Source organism: Kerstersia gyiorum, assembly GCF_048595715.1.
Taxonomy (GTDB): domain Bacteria; phylum Pseudomonadota; class Gammaproteobacteria; order Burkholderiales; family Burkholderiaceae_B; genus Kerstersia; species Kerstersia gyiorum.
This window is the reverse complement of the sequence record NZ_CP169556.1, coordinates 1,575,666-1,598,833: the sequence shown is the minus strand read 5'-3', so window position 1 is coordinate 1,598,833 and position 23,168 is coordinate 1,575,666. Positions and strand designations below refer to the sequence as shown.

Annotated in this window: 23 protein-coding genes and 1 tRNA gene; 15 read left to right on the top strand and 9 right to left on the bottom strand. The window is 63.0% G+C overall.

Features of this window, described 5'->3' with window-relative positions; genetic code table 11:
• The first annotated feature begins 5 nt into the window (after positions 1–5).
• From ACEW7X_RS07055 to ACEW7X_RS07015, 9 genes are all read left to right on the top strand, one after another.
• Positions 6–1,043 carry a branched-chain amino acid ABC transporter permease gene (locus tag ACEW7X_RS07055; protein WP_068368357.1) on the top strand — a complete coding sequence of 346 codons (1,038 nt, stop codon included), beginning with the start codon at positions 6–8 and terminating at the stop codon, positions 1,041–1,043.
• Between the two features lie 2 nt (positions 1,044–1,045).
• The gene (locus tag ACEW7X_RS07050; protein ID WP_127773725.1) at positions 1,046–2,854 is read left to right on the top strand and encodes an ABC transporter permease subunit; all 1,809 of its coding nucleotides are present in this window, start codon (positions 1,046–1,048) and stop codon (positions 2,852–2,854) included.
• Between the two features lies 1 nt (position 2,855).
• On the top strand, positions 2,856–3,593 hold the full coding sequence (locus ACEW7X_RS07045) for an ABC transporter ATP-binding protein (RefSeq protein ID WP_068368362.1): 738 nt from the start codon (positions 2,856–2,858) through the stop codon (positions 3,591–3,593).
• A 69-nt stretch (positions 3,594–3,662) separates the two neighbouring features.
• Positions 3,663–5,456 carry an acyl-CoA dehydrogenase C-terminal domain-containing protein gene (locus tag ACEW7X_RS07040; RefSeq protein WP_068368364.1) on the top strand — a complete coding sequence of 598 codons (1,794 nt, stop codon included), beginning with the start codon at positions 3,663–3,665 and terminating at the stop codon, positions 5,454–5,456.
• On the top strand, positions 5,438–5,989 hold the full coding sequence (locus ACEW7X_RS07035; protein WP_165389993.1) for a MarR family winged helix-turn-helix transcriptional regulator: 552 nt from the start codon (positions 5,438–5,440) through the stop codon (positions 5,987–5,989). The genes ACEW7X_RS07040 and ACEW7X_RS07035 overlap by 19 nt, the downstream gene beginning before the upstream one ends.
• A gap of 275 nt (positions 5,990–6,264) precedes the next feature.
• Positions 6,265–6,882 (top strand): 2OG-Fe(II) oxygenase, encoded by a 618-nt coding sequence (locus ACEW7X_RS07030; protein WP_420177800.1) that lies wholly within the window; start codon positions 6,265–6,267, stop codon positions 6,880–6,882.
• A 248-nt stretch (positions 6,883–7,130) separates the two neighbouring features.
• Positions 7,131–7,206 (top strand) — tRNA-Lys (locus ACEW7X_RS07025).
• Positions 7,207–7,536: 330 nt separating this feature from the next.
• Complete coding sequence (locus tag ACEW7X_RS07020) at positions 7,537–7,809, top strand: hypothetical protein (protein ID WP_127773721.1); 273 nt, start codon at positions 7,537–7,539, stop codon at positions 7,807–7,809.
• Positions 7,810–7,976: 167 nt separating this feature from the next.
• A complete protein-coding gene (locus ACEW7X_RS07015; protein WP_193755153.1) occupies positions 7,977–8,840 on the top strand; it encodes a DUF1838 family protein in 864 nt (287 codons plus the stop codon).
• Between the two features lie 98 nt (positions 8,841–8,938).
• Here ACEW7X_RS07015 and ACEW7X_RS07010 read toward each other — a convergent pair whose 3' ends face one another.
• On the bottom strand, positions 8,939–9,814 hold the full coding sequence (locus ACEW7X_RS07010; protein ID WP_253597431.1) for a hypothetical protein: 876 nt from the start codon (positions 9,812–9,814) through the stop codon (positions 8,939–8,941).
• 353 nt (positions 9,815–10,167) lie between these two features.
• Here ACEW7X_RS07010 and ACEW7X_RS07005 point away from each other — a divergent pair, with 353 nt between their 5' ends.
• Both ACEW7X_RS07005 and ACEW7X_RS07000 read left to right on the top strand, forming a co-directional pair.
• On the top strand, positions 10,168–12,162 hold the full coding sequence (locus ACEW7X_RS07005; protein ID WP_068368374.1) for a PIG-L family deacetylase: 1,995 nt from the start codon (positions 10,168–10,170) through the stop codon (positions 12,160–12,162).
• Between the two features lie 275 nt (positions 12,163–12,437).
• Positions 12,438–13,289 carry a neutral zinc metallopeptidase gene (locus tag ACEW7X_RS07000; protein ID WP_420177799.1) on the top strand — a complete coding sequence of 284 codons (852 nt, stop codon included), beginning with the start codon at positions 12,438–12,440 and terminating at the stop codon, positions 13,287–13,289.
• Positions 13,290–13,331: 42 nt separating this feature from the next.
• Here the strand turns inward: ACEW7X_RS07000 and ACEW7X_RS06995 are convergent, their stop codons facing one another.
• Positions 13,332–13,766, bottom strand: coding sequence for a winged helix-turn-helix transcriptional regulator (locus ACEW7X_RS06995; protein ID WP_420177798.1), 435 nt, complete (start codon positions 13,764–13,766; stop codon positions 13,332–13,334).
• A 307-nt stretch (positions 13,767–14,073) separates the two neighbouring features.
• Here ACEW7X_RS06995 and ACEW7X_RS06990 point away from each other — a divergent pair, with 307 nt between their 5' ends.
• The 3 genes from ACEW7X_RS06990 (at position 14,074) to ACEW7X_RS06980 (ending at position 17,289) form a co-directional block, all read left to right on the top strand.
• Positions 14,074–14,685 (top strand): NAD(P)-dependent oxidoreductase, encoded by a 612-nt coding sequence (locus ACEW7X_RS06990; RefSeq protein ID WP_068368379.1) that lies wholly within the window; start codon positions 14,074–14,076, stop codon positions 14,683–14,685.
• 303 nt (positions 14,686–14,988) lie between these two features.
• Positions 14,989–16,410, top strand: coding sequence for an amino acid permease (locus ACEW7X_RS06985; protein ID WP_068368382.1), 1,422 nt, complete (start codon positions 14,989–14,991; stop codon positions 16,408–16,410).
• 282 nt (positions 16,411–16,692) lie between these two features.
• A complete protein-coding gene (locus ACEW7X_RS06980) occupies positions 16,693–17,289 on the top strand; it encodes a BPSL1445 family SYLF domain-containing lipoprotein (protein WP_068368388.1) in 597 nt (198 codons plus the stop codon).
• A 178-nt stretch (positions 17,290–17,467) separates the two neighbouring features.
• Here ACEW7X_RS06980 and ACEW7X_RS06975 read toward each other — a convergent pair whose 3' ends face one another.
• The 3 genes from ACEW7X_RS06975 to ACEW7X_RS06965 all read right to left on the bottom strand — a co-directional run bounded on the left by ACEW7X_RS06975 (position 17,468) and on the right by ACEW7X_RS06965 (position 19,693).
• The gene (locus ACEW7X_RS06975; protein WP_238591314.1) at positions 17,468–17,767 is read right to left on the bottom strand and encodes a DUF4148 domain-containing protein; all 300 of its coding nucleotides are present in this window, start codon (positions 17,765–17,767) and stop codon (positions 17,468–17,470) included.
• Positions 17,768–18,215: 448 nt separating this feature from the next.
• A complete protein-coding gene (gene ispH, locus ACEW7X_RS06970; RefSeq protein ID WP_134838322.1) occupies positions 18,216–19,217 on the bottom strand; it encodes a 4-hydroxy-3-methylbut-2-enyl diphosphate reductase in 1,002 nt (333 codons plus the stop codon).
• The gene (locus ACEW7X_RS06965; RefSeq protein WP_130486924.1) at positions 19,217–19,693 is read right to left on the bottom strand and encodes an FKBP-type peptidyl-prolyl cis-trans isomerase; all 477 of its coding nucleotides are present in this window, start codon (positions 19,691–19,693) and stop codon (positions 19,217–19,219) included. The genes ispH and ACEW7X_RS06965 overlap by 1 nt, the downstream gene beginning before the upstream one ends.
• Before the next feature lie 51 nt (positions 19,694–19,744).
• Here ACEW7X_RS06965 and radC point away from each other — a divergent pair, with 51 nt between their 5' ends.
• Positions 19,745–20,419: a RadC family protein gene (gene radC / locus ACEW7X_RS06960; RefSeq protein ID WP_068368397.1), complete on the top strand. Its 675-nt coding sequence runs from the start codon at positions 19,745–19,747 to the stop codon at positions 20,417–20,419.
• Positions 20,420–20,437: 18 nt separating this feature from the next.
• Here the strand turns inward: radC and ACEW7X_RS06955 are convergent, their stop codons facing one another.
• The 4 genes from ACEW7X_RS06955 to ACEW7X_RS06940 are packed head-to-tail and all read right to left on the bottom strand — an operon-like array spanning position 20,438 to position 23,137.
• On the bottom strand, positions 20,438–20,800 hold the full coding sequence (locus tag ACEW7X_RS06955; RefSeq protein WP_068368400.1) for a Na+/H+ antiporter subunit G: 363 nt from the start codon (positions 20,798–20,800) through the stop codon (positions 20,438–20,440).
• Positions 20,797–21,078, bottom strand: coding sequence for a K+/H+ antiporter subunit F (locus ACEW7X_RS06950; protein WP_130486923.1), 282 nt, complete (start codon positions 21,076–21,078; stop codon positions 20,797–20,799). Before ACEW7X_RS06950 ends, ACEW7X_RS06955 begins: the two co-directional genes overlap by 4 nt.
• Entirely contained in the window at positions 21,075–21,566 is a 492-nt protein-coding gene (locus tag ACEW7X_RS06945) for a Na+/H+ antiporter subunit E (RefSeq protein WP_068368405.1), read from the bottom strand. The genes ACEW7X_RS06950 and ACEW7X_RS06945 overlap by 4 nt, the downstream gene beginning before the upstream one ends.
• Complete coding sequence (locus ACEW7X_RS06940) at positions 21,563–23,137, bottom strand: monovalent cation/H+ antiporter subunit D (RefSeq protein WP_420177915.1); 1,575 nt, start codon at positions 23,135–23,137, stop codon at positions 21,563–21,565. Before ACEW7X_RS06940 ends, ACEW7X_RS06945 begins: the two co-directional genes overlap by 4 nt.
• Positions 23,138–23,168 lie beyond the last annotated feature (31 nt).

Sequence of the window (23,168 nt, the reverse complement as noted above, 5' to 3'; positions counted from 1 at the left end):
AGCTCATGGACTTCTCCATCGCCAGCATCCTGCTCGTCGACGGCCTGACCAATGGCGCGATCTATGCCCTGCTGGGCATGACGACCGTCCTGGTTTTCGCCGTCACCCGAGTCATTTATCTTCCCCAGGGTGAATATGTCGCCTTTGGCGCGCTTACCCTGGGCATGCTCCAGCTTGGCCAGGTACCGGGCACAGTCTGGTTCCTGCTGCTGATGGCGGGCTGTGCCGCGTTGCTGGACCTGGTCGCCGACCTGCGCCAGCGCCAGCCAGCTGCGCAGGTTGCCGGCCGTCTGTTGCGCACCCTGGCCTTTCCCGTGGCGATCTCCGCGCTGACCATCTGGATTGCGCCGCGCCAGCCCTCGCTGCTGACCCAGATGCTGCTGACGCTGGCGCTGGTCACCCCCTTCGGCCCACTGATCTACCGCCTGGCCTACCAGAGCCTGGCCAACGCCAGCGTCCTGGTGCTGTTGATCGTCTCCGTAGGTGTGCATTTTGCGCTGACGGGCCTGGGCCTGTACTTCTTCGGCGCGGAAGGCTTCCGCACCCCTGCCCTCTGGGATGAGCAGATGAGCCTGGGTAGTCTGCTGCTTTCGGGCCAGACCATCATCATTTTCCTTATCACCGTTGCACTGATTGTCCTGCTGTGGCTGTTCTTCGAGCACACGCTGCGCGGCAAGGCGCTGCGCGCCACCGCCGTCAACCAGCTGGGCGCCAGACTGATGGGCATTTCCACCGAATCGGCCGGCAAGCAGTCCTTCACCGTCGCGGCCTTCATCGGCGCGCTGTCCGGCCTGTTGATCGGGCCGACCACGACGATCTTCTACGACAGCGGTTTCCTGATCGGCCTGAAGGGATTCATCAGCGCCGTCTTCGCCGGCCTGTCCAGCTACCCGATGGCCCTGCTGGGCGCCATGCTGGTCGGCATCATCGAAGCCTTCAGCTCCTTCTGGGCCAGCGCATTCAAGGAAGCCATCGTCTTCACATTCATCCTGCCCGTGCTGCTGTGGCGCTCTTTGCGCGATCCGCATACCGAGGAAGACTGATCATGAGCACAGAAACCTCACTCCACACCCTGATTCCCCGCAACGCGCCCAAGCGCAACTGGGCATTGGTGGCGTTCGTCCTGCTGGTTGCCCTCCTGCCCCAGCTACCGCTGCCGGCCTTCTGGATCACCCAGTTGAACTATATCGGCCTGTACGCATTGCCCGCCATGGGCCTGGTGCTGCTGACTGGCATCGGCGGCTTCACGTCCTTTGGGCAGGCCGCCTTTGTGGGCATCGGCGCCTATACCACGGCCTATCTTTCCACCCAGATGGGGCTGTCACCCTGGCTCAATTTGTTCGTGGGCCTGCTACTGACCGCTGCCTGCGCCCTGATCCTGGGCTGGATCACCCTGCGCATGAGCGGCCACTACCTGCCGCTGGCCACCATCGCCTGGTGCCTGGCCCTGAACTATGTCATGGCCAACATGGAGTGGCTGGGCAAGTTCGACGGTATCGCAGGCGTGCCTGCCATTCCGCTGTTCGGCCTGGACATGACGCTGGACCGCAATATCTACTATCTGATCTGGGGCTTCGCCCTGCTTGGCGCTGCCGCCCTGGTCAACCTGCTTGACTCCCGCACCGGCCGCGCCATCCGTTCCCTCAAGGGCGGCGTCACCATGGCTGAAGCCATGGGCATTTCCACCTTCCGCTACAAAGTTCAGATCTTCCTGATCGCCGCACTGTTCGCCGCCGCTTCCGGCTGGCTGTTCGCGCACTTCCAGCGCTCGGTCAATCCTTCCCCGTTCGGCATCAAATTCGGCATCGAATATCTTTTCATGGCCGTCGCCGGTGGCGTGGGCAGCATATGGGGCGCCTTTACCGGTGCGGCAGTGGTCAAGCTGGTAGAAGATCAGTTGCAGGTCCTGCTGCCCAAGATCATCGGCGCGACTGGCAGCTTCGAGATCGTGGTGTTCGGCATCATGCTGGTCCTGATCCTCAAGTACATGCCGCAGGGGTTGTTTCCCACATTCGTCAGCCGGCTGCCGCGCCGTCAGCGCACGCGCGACTGGGGCAATGCTGCCGCCCTGCCTCGCCGCCCGCAACCCGAGCCCGGTTCGATGCTGCTGGAGGTCGATGCCATCCGCAAGCAATTCGGCGGCCTGGTCGCCGTCAACGATGTGAGCTTCAGCATCCGTGCTGGGGAAATCATCGGCCTGATCGGCCCCAACGGGGCAGGCAAATCCACCACCTTCAACCTGGTCTCCGGCGTGCTACGTAAGACTTCCGGCACGGTGCGTTTCCGGGGCGAGGATATTTCCCGCCTGGGTTCACGTGAGATTGCCCGGCGCGGCATGTCGCGCACCTTCCAGCACGTCAAGATGATGCCCGACATGACGGTGCTGGAAAACGTCGCACTGGGCGGCTACCTGCGCAGCCGTTCCGGCGCGCTGAGCGCCATGCTGAAACTCAACCGCGAGGAAGAACGCCAGCTGTTCGCGGAGGCCGAACGCCAGTTGCAACGCATCGGCATGGCCGGACAGATGCATGAGCTGGCCGGCAATCTCGCGCTGGGCCCGCAACGGCTGATGGAAATTGCCCGTGCGCTGTGCACCGACCCGGCCCTGCTGCTGCTCGACGAACCGGCAGCCGGCCTGCGCCACAAGGAAAAACAGGCCCTGGCCGGCGTCCTGCGCCAACTCAAGGCCGAAGGCATGAGCCTGCTGCTGGTGGAACACGATATGGATTTCGTCATGAACCTGACCGACCGCATTGTGGTCATGGAATTCGGCACCCGCCTGATCGAAGGCACACCGGCCGAAGTCCAGGCCAGCCCGGCGGTACGCGCTGCCTATCTGGGTACGGAGCACTGATATGAGTCAAACGCCTCTTCTGGAAGTCCGTGGCCTCACGGCCGGCTATGGCCGCGCGGAAGTGCTGCACCAGCTGGATTTCCACGTCCCTGCCGGCAGCGTTGTCACCATCATCGGGCCCAATGGTGCCGGGAAGTCCACCCTGCTCAATGCGCTGATGGGCGTGCTGCCGGCGCAAGGCAGCATCCGCTACCTGGACCGGGAAATCATCCACAGCCGGTTGGAAGCCCGGGTGCAGCGCGGGCTGGCCCTGGTGCCGGAAACCCGTGCTCTGTTCAGCACCATGAGCGTGCGCGACAACCTGGTGCTGGGCGGCTACCGGCTGCGCGGCTCCATGCTGCGCCCTCGCCCAGCCACCCAGGGCCTGGAACAAGTCTTCGATCTGTTCCCGCGCCTGCGGGAACGCCAGCACCAGTTGTCCGGCACCCTGTCCGGCGGCGAGCGCCAGATGCTCGCGATCGGCCGCGCATTGATGGGCGAACCGCGCCTGCTGATGCTCGATGAACCCAGCCTGGGGCTCGCGCCGCTGATCGTCAAGGAAATTTTCCGCATCATCGAGCAACTCCGGGCCACCGGCGTCAGCATCCTGCTGGTCGAACAGAACGCCCGCGCTGCACTGGAAATCGCCGATTACGGCTATGTACTGGAAACCGGCGACGTCGCCCTGCACGGTCCGGCCGCCGAACTGGCCGACGACCCGCGCGTGGCGGAAACCTATCTGGGCACCGCCCATCACTGACCCGCTGGCCGCCGGACATTCAATCTTGTTGCGCCGGCCAGTGCCGGCCGCCCTGTTAGGAAGAATTTCATGTGGGAATATGATCCGCCCTTGCGCGACATGCGTTTCGTCATCGACCAGGTCCTCCAGGCGCCTGCCTCCTGGGCAACGATCCCGGCCTTTGCCGACCTGGACGCCGACACAGCGTCCCAGGTCCTCCAGGAAGCCGGGCGTTTTGCCAAGGAAATCCTGCTGCCCATCAACAGCCCTGCGGATCTGCAAGGCTGCCGCTGGCAGGATGGCACAGTCAGCACACCCGACGGCTACCGTGAAGCCTATGCCGCCTTTTGCGCAGGTGGCTGGCCGGCCCTTGCCTGCGACCCCGCCTGGGACGGGCAAGGCCTGCCGCAACTGCTCAATGCCGCGTTCTACGAAATGCTGGCTGGCTGCAACCATGCCTGGGCCATGTACCCCGGCCTGGCCCACGGCGCCTACGAATGCCTGAAGGCGCATGCCACGCCGGCCCTGCAGGATGCCTACCTGCGCAAGATCGTCAGCGGCGAGTACCTCGCCACGATGGGGCTGACGGAATCCCATGCCGGCAGCGACCTGGGCCTGCTGCGCACCCGCGCCCAACCGGTCGGCGACACCGGCCCAGGCGCGGAAGTCCGCATCACGGGCAACAAGATATTCATTTCCGGCGGCGAGCAGGATCTCACGGACAACATCGTGCATCTCGTCCTGGCACGGCTGCCGGACGCCCCGGCCGGCAGCAAAGGCCTGAGCCTGTTTCTGGTGCCGCACCGGATGCCGGACGGCAGCCGCAATGCCGTCCGCTGCGATGGCATAGAAAAGAAAATGGGCATCAAGGGCAGCGCGACCTGCGTGCTTTCCTTCGAGGGTGCGACAGGCTGGTTGATCGGCGAGCCCAATCGCGGCCTGAACGCCATGTTCGTGATGATGAATGCGGCCCGCCTGCAAGTCGGCATGCAGGGCCTGGGCCACCTGGAGCTGTCCAGCCAGAACGCGCTGCGTTATGCGCGGGAACGCTTGCAATCGCGCGCCCGCATCCGGCCCGCGGACGCGCCTGCCGGCCCAGCCGACGCCATTGCGCTGCAACCGGCGGTACGCCGTACGCTACTTGCGCTCAAGGCCATGGCCGAAGGGCTGCGAGTATTGTCCTACTGGACCGGCGTGCTGCTGGACGAATCGGAACAGCATCCCGACGCCGATCACCGCCGCGCCGCGGGCGCCCGCGTCGCCCTGCTCACCCCCATCGTCAAGGCCTACCTGACCCATCATGGTCACCATGGCGCCAACGCCGCACTGCAGGTCTGGGGCGGACATGGCTATGTGCATGAATACGGTATAGAACAGAGCGTGCGCGACAGCCGCATTGCCATGATCTACGAAGGCACCAATGAGATCCAGGCTATCGACCTGCTGCAACGCAAGGCGCTGGGCCCGGACGGCGCACCCGCCCCGGCGCTGCTGGCGCTGCTGGCCGAAATCCGCAACGAAGCCGCCCAGGCGGCAACCCTGCCTGCGCTGGCGGCCCTGGGCGCGCAATTGGAAGATCATGTCCAAGCCTTCGAAGACGCCACGCAGGCACTGGCCAGGGGTGCCGCGCAAGACCCGGAATGGCCGCTGCGCGTTGCCGACGATTACCTGCATGCCGCTGGCCTGTTGTTGATGGGCTGGGCCTGGCTGCGCAGCATGCGCACGGTGCTTGGCCTGCCCGCAACCGAACAGGCAGACCCCTGGTATGCAGCGAAGCTCGATACTTGCCGCTATGGTCTGGAATGGCTGATGCCGGAACTCGACCTGCGTCTGCGCCTGGTCGGCGCCAGCCAGGCCGCACTGCCATGGCTGCCGGTTTGCTGACGGAAACGCCGTCCGGCTCCATTATCATGACGGCCATGGATACCCTAGCCCAAACCGCCGCCGAGGATCAGGAAACCTGCCTGGACCTCGGCTGCCTGCAACACGTTCTCGGCCACCAGCTTGCACTGGCGGATGTGCCGACTCGCAAAACGTTTTTCAAGCACATTGGCAAACCGCTGGATTTGCGGCCGGCCGAGTTCTCGATGCTGCTGCTGATTGCACACAATCTCAATGTCACGCAAAAACAGCTGAGCCAGGCACTGGCCATGCCCGCCCCGAATGTCACAACCATGTTGGACCGCATGACCCAGCGCGGGCTCCTGACCCGGGAACCGAATGCCACCGACCGCCGTTCGGTGCACATCGTCCTGACGGAATCCGGGCAGGAGCTGGCGCAGCAAAGCCGCGACATTTCGCTGAAAATGGAACGCCATTTGTTGCGTCATCTCAGCGATGCGGAACGCGCCATGCTACGCGAACTGTTGCACAAGGTAGCGCAACAGGCCATCTCCCAGAGCAACACCCCCACCTGAAGACAAGCAGCAGGCCTCCATCACGGCACCGCACCCGCAATACCTGCCATCGCTGCCGCCGTGCCATCCATTGCAACGCCCCGGGGATAAGACGGACTGATTCAGCCATGGCGTCCGCAACCAGGCGCTGCCCCAGCAGAAGAAAAGTGAAAGAACGATTCTCTTTCCCGCTTCTTTCCGATAAAATTTGCCTCCGCCATTTTACCCCCTCGTCCGGGAGACTGCGATCGCATTCCTTGTCCCAGTTCACGCGTTCCCTGCGGTAGCCGCGCATCGTGCACACCATCCCCGATAGGCTGCTGCACGACCTGGAACATCAAGGCTGGACAGTGTCAGACGACATCATTCCAGCAGAATTGGCACATCGTCTGCTTGCTGAAGGGCACCATCGCTGGGAAGAAGGTTTTTTCCACGCCGCCCAGATCGGACGCTCCCTTTCCCAGCAACGCATCGCCGGCATACGTGGCGACACGATCTGCTGGCTCGACGACACCGACCCGCACCCCGCCAGCATCGACTTCAGACTTTGGTTCACGGCACTGCAAAGCACGTTGAACCGCTATTTCTACCTTGGACTGAAGCGCTTGGAATGCCATTACGCCCGCTACGATTCTGGCGCCGGATACGCAAGGCACATAGACCAGCATCGGGACACCAGCGACCGAAAGATTTCCATGGTGCTGTACCTGAATGAAAACTGGCAGACCGGGGACGGCGGCGAGCTTTGCATTTACAACCCCGCTACGCCGGAGCGGGAAATTGCCCGCATTCCCCCGCTAATGGGCCGGCTGGCGCTATTTCGTTCCGATACCATCCCCCATGCCGTCCTGCCCTGCGCACGCACGCGGTGGTCGCTGACCGGCTGGTTCCGTACCGACGACGACTCTTTCTGACGCCGCCGCCTGCCGCATTTTCATACGTCGCGCCTGACTTGCAAAAATTTTTCAGTGCAGGCATAATGCTCGACTTCCCTGATTAAGGGGCTGCCTCGCTGGCAGCAGCGCATTGACCGGGAATCTGTCGACAAAAAATTTTTCGCCAAACACCGAAAAAAACTTTGACAGACAGAAAAAACGTCGTATAATTCAATTCTTCGCTCGACACACAACGAAATTATTCGAAGCAAGTCGAACAAGAACATGGGTTGTTAGCTCAGTTGGTAGAGCAGCGGACTCTTAATCCGTAGGTCGTAGGTTCGAACCCTACACAACCCACCAGATTTCGAACGGCCTGTAAAAATACAGGCCGTTTTCATTTTCCGGCCCGATTATAGACATCGTTCGCCGGCATGCAGCCACCTTGACCCAACAAGGCTGGCCTCCATCGAATCCACGCAGTCCTCAAAACAGGTCCATTCGGATCTGTTGCCGGCCCATGCCGCCTGGTCACGTGGATTCCCGATTATCGCTTTCCGACTCCCCTGCCCCGGATTTTTGTCTGGCCAGATTCCGGAGAGCCCGCCTTATCCATTTTCAGGCATCCGCCCAGCCCGACATTCGGGCCAGGGTGACGCGTGCCTGTCCATAACAACAACAAGGAAAACCACTATGTTGCAGAATATTTATCCGGATCAACTGATCCCCAACGACAAATCCACCATCGGCAATGCCCGCGACATCAAGATCGGCGACCAGGTCATACTGGTGCTGGCTGGCAGCCAACGCCCGGTCACCAGCACTGTCGAAATGATCGTCGACCTCTTCGGCAGCCCGACCTACACCAGCCGCGCCGCCGCCGGCCGCACACGCTTCCGCTTCCGCCCCCAAGACGTTCACCATGTGGAGCCCTCGCGGAATACGGTACGCATGGTTGCAGCGTAAAGCGTCGGCTACCCTGCCCGGCAGCCCGATCACACACCGCCGTTCCCCTGCACTTGGGGGCCAACCGAAATACCGTTATGCTGCCGCTTTGTTCATCATCGCTGGCCCGGCGCCGTGATCCGCCCACCAGATAGCAGATGATGCCGTCCCACCAGGAAGCGCACATCATGAATACCCCACCGGCCACGGCAGGCCACGCCACACGATCATCCAGCCCCATGCTGGATCTTGCCAACCCGCAGGACACACTCCAGGCGCTGCGCAAATTGCACGCCTCGGCCACTGACGGCAAGCCCGTCGTCTTCCACTGGTCCGGCCATGCCTGGGCACGCAGGGAAGGCGAACCTGATCGCCTGTTGTTCCGCGTTGAAGGCATGAACATCCGCCAGGCTGGCACCTTGCAGGATCCAGAGCGCGGCCAGGGCTTCCGCCTGGTGTCGCGCGAACTCATGCTGTACCTGGACCCTACCAGCGGCGAACCTCTGCGCACCTGGCGCAACCCCTGGACGGACCAGGACGTGGATGTCATGCACGTCGCCAACGACCCGGTAAACCAGCGTCCCTTCTTCGAACGCGATCCCCAGGGACGCCCCCTGAGGATTCCATTCCGTGTGCAGGGCGAAAGGGTCTTTGCGCCGGCTGAGATCCCGCTGTTCTATCCCAACCCCCTGGGCGGGGAGTATCAGGATTACGTCGGCAATCACTATCATGCGATGGAAATTTTCGATTTCGTCGCCGATCGCCATGCCTTGCTCAGCCGCGATACCGATACCGCCAACGCCGCACTGGCCTGGGTCCGCATTGCCCCCTGGCTGCCCTTCATGCGCATGGGCAGTCGTCCTGGACTGATGGTTTTCAATGCCATGGGCCAGGCGGTGGATGGTATCGACGCCCTGCCTGATGTACTGCGCCAGGCCATTCAGGACCACTATCCGCAATACGACGCCCCGCCGCCGCTGGATGACATGCGCCCGAATGCCACCAGCTGGACCGTCGCGCGCCAGGCCATAGACACGGCACGCAAGCCCTAACGCCCCAGCCTGCGGCGGCCCATCACCGCAGGCCACGGCCAGGAACCCAGGGGCTATTGGCCTTGGCCTTATTGGCCTGATTAACCTTATAGGCCTCTCTAGGAACGCTGGTCAGCCTGCCGGCTTTCCTTCATCAGCAACAGGCCGCCCACCATGAAGCAGAACGCGCCCAGCCACAGGTGCGCATTGGCAAGCACGCCAATCCAGGCGGCTTCCTGGCGCTGCGGCACATAGGCCAGCACGGCGGCTGTCATGAAGAAAATGCAGCCCCACAGATTGATGAAGGCGATCTGCCACGCCAGTTCGCGCGGACGCCAGCTCCAGTAGGCATGGCTGGTCTCCAGCATCGCCAGATATCCCGAAACCAGGAACAGCACGGACCCGATCATGTCCGGCGCCCACACCAGCGTATCCTGCAGATACCAGTTGGCAGGCGTGCCAATCCCGTCATAGGTATTGACGTTAAAGGCGACGGTACCGATGAACTGTGCCAGGGTGCTGATCCAGCCGGCGCTGCGCGGCTGCCAGCCGATGAGACGAATGCGCGCCGGTGGCGCAGCTGGCTGTTGCTGCACCGAAAAAGCCGGCGCATTGGCAGACTGGAAATGCTGCATATAGGCTGCCATCGTAAACGGGATGGAACCCAGGAAATACACCAGGCCGACCTGCGGGCTGGACAAACCCAGGCTGCCCGGCAACAGCGACAGCGACGCGCCCAGCATAAACAGCAGGGAGCCGATAGCAAACAAGGCGCCAACAATGCGGTTATAGCCAGCTGTCTGCCATGCAGGCAGCGCGGCATGCTCCTGATTCCGGGCTGCACGCATCAAGCCCTTGCGGTTCTGGCGCGAATTCCAGACGATCAGGCGTCCATGCTGGACAAAACGGCGCAATGTGACGAACGGCCCCGCGCCAAAACTGACGACCTGCTGCTTCACTGGCTGGGTGTCGGGCTGCCCTGGCCGCAGGCTCATGCGACGCTCCTGGCCAGCCGATATCTGCAATTGCCCAAATCCGTCATCCCCATCCGTCCATCCATCCGGCAATTTGCCGCGCCATCATGGCAGCACCGGGATTATCGACGCAAACGGCTTGCCGGGAAAACCCCGGCCACTAAAAAATCGTGATGGCGGCCCGCTGCGCCAGCACTCAACAAGTGCTGGCGTATTGACATATTTCAGGCGCATAATTTCCGCCGGTCCTGCCTGCTGCGCCGGATCTCGCACAGGTACCGGCCCCGGCCGGCAGTGGTTGCCGCGGCAACTGTTGCCCCCGCATCCGCCGCCAGGCAGACAGGACAGCATCACTCTCCTTTGCTGCGCCCACCATGCCGCCCTCTCTCTGCCGCTTTCTCCCCCGCCTGACGCACCGGCCTGCCGCCGCCCTGCTCCTGGCCCTGGGCATTATCAGTTGCGCACAGGCTGCCCTGCCTGACCCGGCCGTCACAGCACCGACCCCGCCCGCCAGCTTGCCGGCAGCCTGGACAGGTGCCGGGGACACGAATTGCCACGGCATCCGTGATCTGGCCTTTGTTGCCCACATGGACGATGATCTGCTGTTCATGAATCCGGACCTGCAGGCGGTGAGCCGCGCTGGCGCCTGCCTCACCGTGGTCTACCTGACGGCCAGCGAGCGCGACGAAGGCGTCGCCTACATGCTGTCACGCGAACGTGCCGTCCGCGCTGCCCATGCTTATATGGCAGGTCAGGACGACCTGTGGACGGAAGACCGCGTGCTCGTGTCTGGCCATGTGTTTGCCCGCCAGCGCCTGCAAGGCCAACCTGGCTTGCAACTCTTGCACATGCGCCTGCGCGACCCCTGGCTGGGGCCAGGCTGGGGCAGCCTGACGCCCTTGAGTCAACTTGAATCCGTGGGCGGGCATGCCGTGGAAACCCTGGGCGACTTCCAGGAACGCTATGACCGTGAAGAGCTCGTCAGGACGCTTGCCGCCGTCATACAGGCCTATCAGCCGACAACCATCCGGCATCTCGACGACACCAGCACCATTCCCTATACCTCGCTGTGCTGGCGTTGCGCCGGCCACGGCCACCCCGACCATATCGCCAGCGCCAGGCTGGTGCGCGAAGCCATGCGGCAGCTGCCCGATGTCTATCCCGCCGTCGGTTACGTGGATTACCCCAGCCAGGAACGGGAAGCGAACCTGGCACCTGAAGACATCCGGCTCAAGACGGAATCCTTCCTGCGCTACGCCTGGCTGGACCGGCGCTACTGCGCCCAGGGACAGCAATGCCGTCAGCCCTATGGCCCGACTGCCGCCTGGGTCGAGCGCAGCTACTACCTGAGCCGCCACGACACGCCGCCCGCCCTGGCCGAAGGCAGCCAGGGCAGCCTGGTGCTGGCCACGACCAGCGAATGGAGCAACCAGCCGACAACCTGGACGGCACAGCAGGAACGCTGGCAGCCCCTGGGCAAGCCCAGCGCTGAAGCGCCGCAAGCCTTCACCTGGCCGGACGGGGCTGCCGGGCTGTTGCTGCGCGATGCGCTGGGCACCCTGTGGAGCAGCCGGCAGGACCCGGCCAGCGGCCACTGGCAACGCTGGCAGGCGCTGCACGGCATGCGCTTCCGCCATGCCCCGGCACTCGCAGCGCAAGGCAATGGCGCTCTTGCCCTGGGCAACGACGGCCAACTGTACTGGAGCCAGGCACGCCCGGCAGCAGCGGGCCTGCCTGCGGACTGGCAATGGCAGGAATGGCAAGCTCTGCCGCCATTGCCGGGCGCCAGTATTCATGCTGCCTTGCTGCAGGACAGGCAGGGCCGCTTGCAAGCCTTTGCCCTGGATCTTGCCGGCCAGCTGTATCGCAGCAGCCAGGAGCAGCCCGGCAGTCCGGCATGGCAGGCCTGGCAGCCCCTGGCCGCGCCGGCCAGCAACGGCGGGCTGGCAGCGCTGGCACATGATGAAGCGCTGGAAGTCTTCCTGCGCGGAAAAAATGGCGAGCTGTACCACATCGTCCGTCCCGGGGCGGACGCGCCCTGGCAGCCTGCGGAATCGCTGGCCCTGCACTACATCGGCCAGCCGGCAGTCGGCCTGGATGAAGACGGCGACGTTGTCGTCGCCGCACTGGAACGCGCCGGCGGCCCGGTCTGGGTGCTGGACGAAGATGAAGCGCCCGTACGCCTGATGCCAGCTGCCGGTTCCGCCCCCGCGCTGCAGCGCCACAACGGCGCCCTGCACCTGGCCGCGCGGCGTACCGGCGCCACCCAGACCTACGACCTGTGGCGCCGCGACCCGGCCGACGACAGCTGGAAGCTGAACGCGACGGCAACCCTGCCCGTACCGCCCGCTGCCGTCTCCCGCCGCTGAGTACACGGGGAAAAGCTCGCCCGCTGAATCCATCTACTGGATTCGCCTGTGGAAGCCGTCTCCCCAGCCTGCCTGATCCCTCCTGGTGCCGAGTCCGGATTCGGTGCCCGGCCGCACAGACGTGTGTCACGGACTGGCCGGCCATCGGCGCGGTCAAAAATCGTCACTGCAAGCGGCATCACCTTCATCCCGGCCTGAAACCGGGGTAAGCTTTTCCCCTGCGGCCCATGCCGCAAGCCATTGCCCTCATCCCCCCAAGAAACAGGAATACCATCATGCGCCTGGGACGCTCCCGAGCCAGCCAGAACGTCGAAGATCGCCGCAGCAGCGGACCGCGTGTCGGCCGCGGCAGTATCGGTGTCGGCACGATCGTCCTGGCGCTGGTAGCCATGTATTTCGGTGTGGACCCCGCCGTGGTGCTGCAACTTGCCGGCGATGGCGGCCCGGCCCAATCGAACCAACAGGCCAGTACCGGCACCCCGGAAGACGCCCAGGGACAATTCGTCGCCCGGGTGCTCGGGGAGACGGAAGACACCTGGCGCGGCATCTTCAACTCACAGACCAATGGAAGCTACCAGGATGCCGTCCTGGTCCTGTACCGCGGTGCCACACCGACCGCCTGCGGTACCGGGCAGGCAGCCATGGGGCCGTTCTACTGCCCGCTGGATACACGCGTGTACCTGGACCTGGCCTTTTTCGACGAGATGGAACACAAACTGGGCGCTCCTGGCGAATTTGCACGCGCGTATGTCATGGCCCATGAAATCGGCCATCATGTCCAGAACCAGCTGGGCACGCTGCGCCGCGTGCAGGAAATGCAGCAGCGCGTCTCCCGTGCCGAAGCCAACCGCCTGTCGGTGCGACTGGAGCTCCAGGCCGACTGCTATGCCGGGATCTGGGCCCATCATGCCCAGGCCGAACGCAATATTCTGGAATCCGGCGACATTGAAAGCGGGCTGGGGGCCGCCAGTGCTGTCGGCGACGACACGCTGCAACGCCGCCAGGGCGGCAATGTCGTGCCTGACTCCTTTACCCACGGCACATCGGCACAACGCATGGAATGGTTCCAGCGCGGCTACGACAACGGCCGCCTGCGGGACTGCGATACCTTCGGTGGTCAGCCATAAGGCTGCACTACGCCGGCATCCCCTGGGATATCCCCGTCCCGGCTAACTGCCTTCACGCGCCACGTAGGCGGTGCGGGCATCGCGAATCTGGTCATGATGACCGTCCGCCCAGGCCACCAGCGCCCGCATCGGCCCCAGGAATGAATGCCCCAGCTCCGTCAGCGCGTATTCCACCCTGGGCGGCACTTCCGCATAAACCGTGCGACCCACGAAACCGTCCTGCTCCAGGCGTTTGAGCGTGCGCGACAGCATCTGCCGTGAGATACCTTCCACTTCCCGGCTCAGCTCATTGAAACGCATGACGGACTCCCGGCCCAGCGCTTCCAGGATCAACAGGCTCCATTGATCCCCGATCCGGTCCAGTACATCGCGGATCGGACAGTGCTGCCAGGGCGGCAGCGCCAGGCCGCCGGGTCTGCGCCCGGACGAACGTCCCGCGGCCGCGTCTTCCCAGCCATTCACATGCTCGACAACCATCTTCTTTCCCGTTATTTGTTTATTGCCTGAATATCCGGTGGCGCATTCGCCAGCGCGGTGCCTTTCACAAGATTGCAAGGCGTGCAAGGCGCATGCCTGCTCGTTCTGGCACTGCTGGAAGCGGCGCTGCCCAATCCGGCTGGCACCCATATCGCAGGCCAAAAGTCAGCGCGCAGTGACCAGATCAGCACGGCATGACTTCTTGCGCAACGCCTGGAAAGCTCCTAGGATGCATCCATTGGTCTAATAATTAGACCACACATTCAGTCCCCCTTACGCTCTCACAGACACAAGCAAGGAGCCACACATGGCACATATCGCCCTCATTGGTGCATCCGGACAAGCCGGCTCGCGTATTCTCAAGGAATTGTCCGAACGCGGCCATCAGGTCACCGCCATCGCCCGCCGCCCGGAAAAGATCGCCGCCCTCACCGGCGTCACCACGCGCCAGGCGGATGTCTATGACAAGGCCGCGCTGGTCGACGCGCTGCGCGGCCACGACGCCGTCATCAGCGCCGTCCACTTCACGGCCAGCGACACCGCCTTGCTGCTGGCTGCCGTCAAGGAATCCGGCGTACCGCGCTATCTGGTCGTGGGTGGCGCCGGCAGCCTGGAAGTGGCGCCCGGCAAGCGCGTGCTGGACCTGCCCGACTTTCCTGCCGCCTACCTGGCCGAAGCCACCAAGGGCGCGGAATTCCTGGACCTGCTGCGCCAGGAAACCGTGCTTGACTGGACCTTCCTGTCGCCGTCGGCGGAGTTTGTCCCGGGCGAACGCACTGGCAAGTTCCGCCTGGGCAAGGATACGCTGCTGAGCAACGACCAGGGCAGCCGCATCTCATTCGAGGATTTCGCCATCGCACTGGTCGATGAACTGGAACACCCGGCCCACTCGCGCCAGCGCTTCACCGTCGGCTACTGAGCCCCCCCCGCATCCCGGCCGCCCGGCCGGCATTTTGCATCGCAACAGCCGGCAACGCGTCACCCCGGCCCCAGGGCATTACCAGGCCCTGGGGCCGTTTGCCGCCAGCCGTACCCGCGCCCGCCATATCCATATAAGGGCTATCACTACTGCTGCCACAACTCCGCCCCGATTGCCGTAAACTGCGTAGCTTGCCGCTGCGGATGCCGCAGTGCATCATGATAAACACAGCCGCAAGCTGAATGGCGGCCTGCCCGACAGGCGAAGCCATCCCCCGGCGGCACGAACCAGGAGATACCAGCAATGTCCAGCTCCACGGAACCCGGGCAATCCGGTGCTGTTTCCGAAACAGAAGGCGGCCACCTGGCACGCAATCTATCCAACCGCCACCTGCAACTGATCGCCATCGGCGGCGCCATAGGCACTGGCCTGTTCATGGGGTCCGGCAAGACCATTTCTCTGGCCGGCCCGTCCATCCTGCTGGTGTACGCCATTATCGGCATCATGCTTTTCTTCGTGATGCGCGCGCTGGGCGAAGTGTTGCTGTCCAACCTCGAGTACCGTTCGTTCGCCGATTTCGCGGGCGATCTGCTGGGGCCCTGGGCCAAGTACTTCACCGGCTGGACCTACTGGCTCTGCTGGATCGTCACCGGCGTGGCCGACGTGGTGGCCGTCGCAGGCTACGTGGCCTTCTGGTTTCCCGAGCTTCCCATCTGGATCCCGGCGCTGGGCCTGATCGTCGTGCTGCTGGTGCTGAACCTGCCCTCGGTGCGCAACTTCGGGGAAATCGAATTCTGGTTTGCGCTGATCAAGATCATCGCCATCAGCGCGCTCATCATCACCGGCATGATCATGCTGCTGAACCACTTCCAGCTGCCCGATGGCACGCCAGCGAGAGTCTCCAATCTCTGGGAGCACGGAGGGTTCTTCCCGAATGGCTTTGGCGGCTTCGTGGCCGGCTTCCAGATTGCCGTCTTTGCTTTCGTGGGCATCGAACTGGTAGGCACGGCCGCCGCAGAAACCGAAAATCCGCGCCGCAACCTGCCCAAGGCCATCAATTCCATCCCCATCCGCATCGTCCTGTTCTATCTGGGCGCCCTGTTCGTCATCATGACGGTCACACCCTGGGACAAGATCAGCCCGGACAACAGCCCCTTCGTGGCCATGTTCTCGCTGGCCGGCCTGGCCATCGCGGCGCACGTCGTGAATTTTGTGGTGCTCACTTCGGCGGCATCCAGCGCCAACTCGGGCATCTACTCCACTTCGCGCATGATTTTCGGCCTGGCTTCCAGCGGTGATGCGCCTACCAGCCTGAGCCGCCTGAACCGTCGCCGCGTGCCGGTGAATGCACTGTTCTTCTCCTGCATTTTCCTGCTGTCCGGCGTCGTACTGCTGTACGCAGGCCAGAGCGTCATGGAAGCCTTCACGCTGATGACGACCATTTCGGCGCTGCTGTTCATCTTCGTCTGGTCCATCATTCTGGCCTCGTACATCCAGTACCGCCGCAAGCGCGCCGCCCTGCATGCCGCGTCCAGCTTCAAGATGCCCGGCGGCATCCCGGCAGCCATCCTGGTCTATGCCTTCTTTGCCTTCGTCCTGTGGGCGCTGGCGCAGAAACCCGATACGGCCATCGCGCTGGTCTACACGCCGCTGTGGTTCGTTTTCCTGGGGATTTCCTATATTTTCGTGCGCCGCCGCAAACAGGCTGCGGGCATCAAGGAATGATCCCCCACAGGGACCGGCGCGCAAGCCAGTGCCTGAACTGGCTGTGGTGAAAACGGCCGCAATACTGCTGAACGCCGGCCCCGTGCCGGCGTTTTTCGTTGGAAACTTGATGCAGCTCAGCCAACACTTACGGTTTGTCGCATTCCAGCGTTTACGCAACTATCCGAACACAGTAAGCTCACTGGTATACGTCGGTGCGCGCCAGCCCCAGCGGTTGCACGCTGATATGTCCTATTCCGCCACGGCGCCGTGCGCCAGGCTTTTTCAGCACAATGGAGACAGATGATGCGCAAGCAAGGCTATTTTTCCTCTCGCCGTACTCTGGCAGCATGCGCCATGGCCTTCGCCAGCCTGACGTTCGCCGCCTGCACCACCACAACCCCCGACGACAAGGCCACCGCTGCTGAACAACGCAGCCAGATCAACGCTGGCGTCAACTCTACATTGAGCCGCCTTTACAGTTCGGCCCCCGGTTCGCAGACACTGATCCAGCAAGCCAAGGGCGTGCTGGTATTCCCCTCCGTCATGGGCGCCAGCTTCATCGTTGGCGGCGAATACGGCAAGGGCGCACTGCGCGTCAACGGCGTCACCAAGGGCTATTACAGCCTGGGCGGCGGCTCCATCGGCTTCCAGGCCGGCGCACAATCACGCGCCATCGTCCTGGTCTTTACGACGCAACAAGCCCTGGATTCCTTCATCAACAGCAACGGCTGGTCCGTCGGCGCAGACGCCAATGTCGCGCTCGCCACGCTGGGCGCCAATGGCTCGATCGACAGCAACACCGTCAATCAGCCTGTGGTCGGCTTCGTGCTGAACAATGCCGGCCTGGCTGCCGGCGTGTCGTTGCAAGGCTCCAAGATCCAGGCCATCGACCTGTAAACCGCTGCCGGGCATGCCAGCCCGGCCAGGGGCGCTGCCACCCTCTGCCCACATAGCTGCGGGCAACGGCGGCAACCCATGCAAAAGTGCCTGGATACCAGCAAGGTATCCAGGCACTTTTCATTTGCCCTGCTCTGCGGACACACTGCCGCAACCGGGGCTCAAGCATGCATGATGCTTAGTTGATGACCTGCTCGATTTCACCCGCGGCGCGAGCGCGCAGCAACTCCTGCTGTACCTGAGCACTGCTCAGCGGTGCACCCACTTGCAGGCGCGGCAGGTCATTCGGGCGCACATCGGTCAAGCCGGCAGCGCGGGCTTCGGCCAGTTCAGCCTGAACCTGCTGCGAGCTCAAGGGCGTACCGACGTTCAACGGCGGCAACGCATTGGGGTTATCAGTCGCAGCATGCACCGTGGCGGCACCCGCCACAGACACGGCAACCAGGGCGAACGACAGGGTATTTTTCAGTGCTTTCATTTCTGCAACTCCTACGGTTTCGTCTATCTGATTCCCGCGTTCTGGTTCATTCGCGGGAACATGTCAAAGCGATGACAGTGACGACAGTATGCGTAGAATCCCTAATATGAAAAAGCACATATCCGCAAATGATTTTTCCATATATGGAAATATGAAATAAATAAATCGCAGATTACCTATTGAAATAGAATGAAATAATCACGCAAGCGTCCAGACACCAGTTGGAATCACTTTCATCTCTGTTGAAACCAAATTCCATCCAGAACAGGCATAATCGGCGGGCTCGCCATCCATCCGACATTGCCCGGTGCCCCCCCTCGCTGCGGCTGAGCGGCGCCCCCCTCGGTTTACCGTGGCGCGGCCCAAGATAAAAAAAGGGCGTGTCCAGTAGAAGGACACGCCCTTTTTTGCACCAGCCGCTTCACGACGGCAGCGTCCAGCGGTTGACTCAGCCTGCGTTGTTGGCCGAGGACTCCGGCCCGACCTCAGGCACCAGTTTGCGCGACAAGGCCTTGGGCAGCGGGAACGCCACGTTTTCTTCTTCGCCTGGCAGCGTACGGACCGACAGCGCACCCAGTTCCTTCAGGCGGTCAATCACTTCCCGCACCAACACTTCTGGCGCAGAGGCACCTGCGGTGATACCAATACGCTGGCGCCCTTCCAGCCATGCCGGGTCGATGGCATCGGCGCGGTCGATCAAGTGGGCATCTGTGCCCAGCCGCTCTGCGACTTCCCGCAAGCGATTGGAATTCGAGCTGTTAACACTGCCAACGACCAGCACCAGGTCGCAATCGGGCGCCATGAACTTGACCGCGTCCTGGCGGTTCTGCGTCGCGTAGCAGATATCGCTCTTTTTCGGCTCGACGATATCCGGGAACCGGCCACGCAAGGCCTGCGCCACCACGGCCGCATCATCAACCGACAATGTCGTCTGCGTCACGTAGGCCAGGTTGCCCGGATCGGAAACGTGCAGCGCCGCCACATCCTCGGCGGTTTCCACCAGGTAGATACCATCATCCGCCTGCCCCAGCGTGCCCTCGACCTCCGGGTGGCCGCGATGGCCAATCATGATGACCTCGCGCCCGGCTGCACGCATGCGCTTGACCTCGATATGCACCTTGGTCACCAGCGGGCAGGTGGCGTCAAAGACATTCAGGCCCCGGTCCTCGGCTTCCTTGCGGACAGCCTGGGAAACGCCGTGGGCCGAAAAGACCACGATGGCCCCCTTGGGCGCCTGGTCCAGGTCGTCGATGAAAACTGCGCCTTTGTCGCGCAGCGTCGATACGACATAACGGTTATGCACGATTTCATGACGTACATAAATCGGCGCGCCGTGCAGCTCCAGCGCCCGTTCCACAATGTCGATGGCACGATCGACGCCGGCACAGAATCCCCTGGGCTGGGCCAGGACGATCTCGCCCGCGCTGATCGGGGTTTCTAGGCTCGTCATCAAAGCACTCCAAGAATCGCCACGTCCACCGTCAATGCAATCCCTGCCAGCGGGTGGTTGAAATCGAAGACGGCGTGGTCGTCGTTCACGGACTTCAGGACGCCGGAATAGCGCAAGCCATTGGGCGCGGTGAATTCCACCATGTCGCCCGGCGTGAAGCTGGCATCGGGGCCCGCATGTTCGTCGAGCATCACCCGCGTCACGGCCTGCACAAGCTCCGGATTACGGTCGCCATAGGCCTGTGCCGGCGCCACCGTGAAACTGAATTCATCGCCTTCACGGTGCCCCAGCAAGGCTTGTTCCAGGCCCGGCGCCCATTGGCCCATGCCCATTTGCAGCGTCGCAGGACGACCATCGAACGTATCCGCGAACACCGAGCCCTGTGCCGGCCCGGAGGCCAGCACGATACGGTAATTCAGGGTGAGGTAGGAATGCTCATGGATCAAAGCATTCACTGGTTCAGCTGTCGCGCTCAAAGTCTGCCACCGTAGCGAGTTGGATATCAATCCCTCATTTTAGAGTGACTTATGCCAGAAACCCAAACCCATGCCCCGCTGCAGCCTCGCGAACGTCTTATGCGCCACGGCGCCAGTGCGCTGGAAGACGCGGAACTGCTCGCCATCATGCTGCGCACCGGAACATCCGGCACGCCAGTGCTGGGCCTGTCCAGGCAGCTGCTGCAAGGCTTTGGCGGCCTCAGGCAACTGCTGGCGGCCGACCGCGCTGCGCTCGCTGCCATTCCTGGCCTGGGGCCAGCCAAGTCATGCCAGCTCATCGCCACCATGGAACTGGCGCGCCGGGCCTATGCCGAAGCGTTGCAGGAGGGCAACGTCATGAACCAGCCCGATGCCGTCCTGCAATACTGCGCCGCCCGTCTGGCGCATCTTCGGGTCGAGCACTGCATCGCCCTGTATCTCGATAACCGCTTGCGGCTGTTGTCCTGCCATACCCTGGCCCAGGGCACGACCAACCAGGCATCCGTGTTCATCGGTGAAATCGTGCGTGCCGCGCTGGCGCAGCATGCCAGTGCGATGATCTTCGCCCACAACCACCCTTCCGGCAATCGCGAGCCCAGCCAGGCCGATATCACACTGACACGCAGGCTCAAGGATGCCCTGGCGCTGGTCGATATCCGCCTGGTGGATCATTTGATCATCGCCGGCAATGGCAGTTGCTCGCTGGCAGCTCGCGGGCTGTGCTGAGACGTGCTGGCCGCCGGCTCAATCGGCTTCGCGGGTCGGTTCGCTTTGCTCAGGCTGGCGCAGGCGCGCTTCGCGGCCGTCACGATACAGCGCCACCTTGCTCAGCAGCATGGCGCTCAGGGGAGCCGTCATGACGATGAACAGCGTGATCAGCACCTCATGAAAGGCGATCCGCCCTTCCGCCAGGCTGAAATACAGAATGCTGGCCACCAGGATGCAACCGCAGCCCAGGGTATTGCCCAGGGTCGGAGCGTGCAGACGCTGGTAGAAATTGCGCAGCCGCAACAGACCGATGGACCCGATCAGGGCCAGCAGGCCGCCAGCGACCAGCAGGAAGGCGATCAGCAGGGATGCGGCAGTACCAATGGCTGATTCCGTCATGGTTCTATCACCTCGCCGCGCAACAGGAACTTGGCGATCGCCACAGAGCTGACAAACCCAAACAACGCAATCAGCAAGGCGATCTCGAAATAGGTGCTGCTGCCCGCACGCAGCCCCTGTACCAGCAGGATAAGCATGCCGTTGATGTACGCGGCATCCAGCGCCAGGACCCGGTCCTGGGCGGTGGGGCCACGCATCATGCGGATCATGCACAGCCCCATGCCGGCGGCGAAACAGAGTAAGGCAAATGCAGATGCCCAATGCAGTATCGGGTTCATGATTCGTAGATCTCCATGAGAGGACGCTCGTAGCGTGCCTTGATGGTGCGTATCCATGCGCCTTCATCACGCAAATCCAGGACGTGCAACGTCATCATGCGGCGGTTCTCGCTGAAGCCCGCGCACACGGTGCCGGGAATGGCCGTCACGATCCCGGCCAGCACCGCCTGGCCATGAGGGTCCTGCAGGTCCAGTGGAATATGAATGAAGCCGGATCGCTCGCGGCGCGCCTGTCCGCCGAGAATCACGACGGCGACCGCCAGATTCGAAATGACGATATCCCAGAGGATGTGCAGCGCCAAGGGCACGATCACCGGCACCAGCTTCGCCTTGGCCTGCAACGGCCGCAGGCGCTGCGTGATGTACGGGCCAAACCAGCTCAGTATTGCAGCGATCAGCAGGGTCGAAGGGTCCAGGCTCTGGTTGAGAAGAATCCAGATCAGGAACAACACCACCGTGACCGGCCAGGAAGGGAACCATTTTTTCATTGCGCACCTCCAGCCGCCACACCCAGCACGGCATCGGTATAGCCCGTGGGCACCGAGAGGTATTGCACGGTCTGCTCCAGATAGGACAGCAGCGGCCCGGCAAACACCACCATCAGCACGCACAGCCCCAGCAGCCACAGCACCGGTGCGATATCCGCCAGGCTAAGGCGGACCCGCTGGCGTTCCACCACCCAGAACGTACGGATGCCGACACGCGACAGCGACACGATGGCCGCCAGCCCTGACAGCAAGACGACAGTGAGGAAGACCCAGGCACGGCCCGTCACCGGCTCATTGGTACCGGAATCTCCCAGTGCCGCGGCGAACATGCCGAACTTGGCAATGAAGCCCGACAAGGGCGGCAATCCGGCGACGATCAGCGCGCAGAACACGAAACAGCCGCCCAGAACGGCCAGGGCTGCCGGCACGGTGATGCCGACGACCGTATCGGCCTGCTCGGTATCCCCCTGGGACGAATCCGGCACGCCGAAGGCCTCCAGGCTCAGCGCCAGCACATCCGCGCCGAACGGCCGGTTGCGTTCGATCAGGTCGACCAGCAGGAACATTGCACCGACGGCGAAGGTCGAACTGATCAGATAATACAAAGCCGGCGCAATGATCTGCATGTTCCCAAAGCCAATGCAGGCCAGCAAGGTTCCTGCCGATACGATGACGCTATAGGCCGCCTGGCGCCGCATATCCTGCGAGACCAGCAGGCCCGCCCCGGCCACAACAATGGTCAGGATGCCGACGGCAAAGACCTCGGTGCTGGCGAAGGATGTGAAATCCTGCTGGTTTTCCTGTGAAGCCAGCAATGATGTCAGACGCAGCACCGCATAGGCGCCCACTTTGGTCATGATGGCAAACAGGGCGCCTACCGGCGGCACTGCGGCGATATAAGCCGGCACCAGCCAGAAATTCATCGGCCAGGCGGCTGCCTTGATCAGGAATGCACAACCCAGGATGGCTGCGCCGGACTGGAACATGGCCAGCGCCTTGTCGTCCAGCTTGCCGGCAAGTGTTGCCAGTTCCGCCATGTTCAGCGTCCCGACGCTGCCATAGATCAGCGTCGCACCGATCAGGAACAACGATGACCCCACCAGATTGATGGCGATATAGTGCAGCCCCGCCTTGACCCGCGCCTGCCCCGAACCGTGCAGCAGCAAACCGTAGGACGCCGCCAGCAGGATTTCGAAGAACACGAACAGATTGAAGATATCGCCCGTCAGGAAGGCGCCGTTCAGACCCATCAGCTGGAACTGGAACAAGGGGTGGAAGTGCACCCCTGCCTTGTCCCAGCGTTGCAGCGCAGCCAGCATGGAAGCCAGCGCCAACGCTGCCGTCACCACCAGCATGAGCACCGACAGGCGGTCTGCGACCAACACGATGCCGAAAGGCGGCGCCCAGTTCGCCGGACGGTAAGTCAGCACCCAGCTCTGGTCCTGGAAGGCCGCCAGTCCCAGCATGACGACAGCGACCAGCAGCACCAGGGCCGTAGATATCAGGCTGATACGGCGCCGCTCTTCCTTGCGCGTATCATTCAGCAACAGCATTGCCGCACCGGCCACCATGGGCAGCACGATGGGCAGGATGACCAGATGA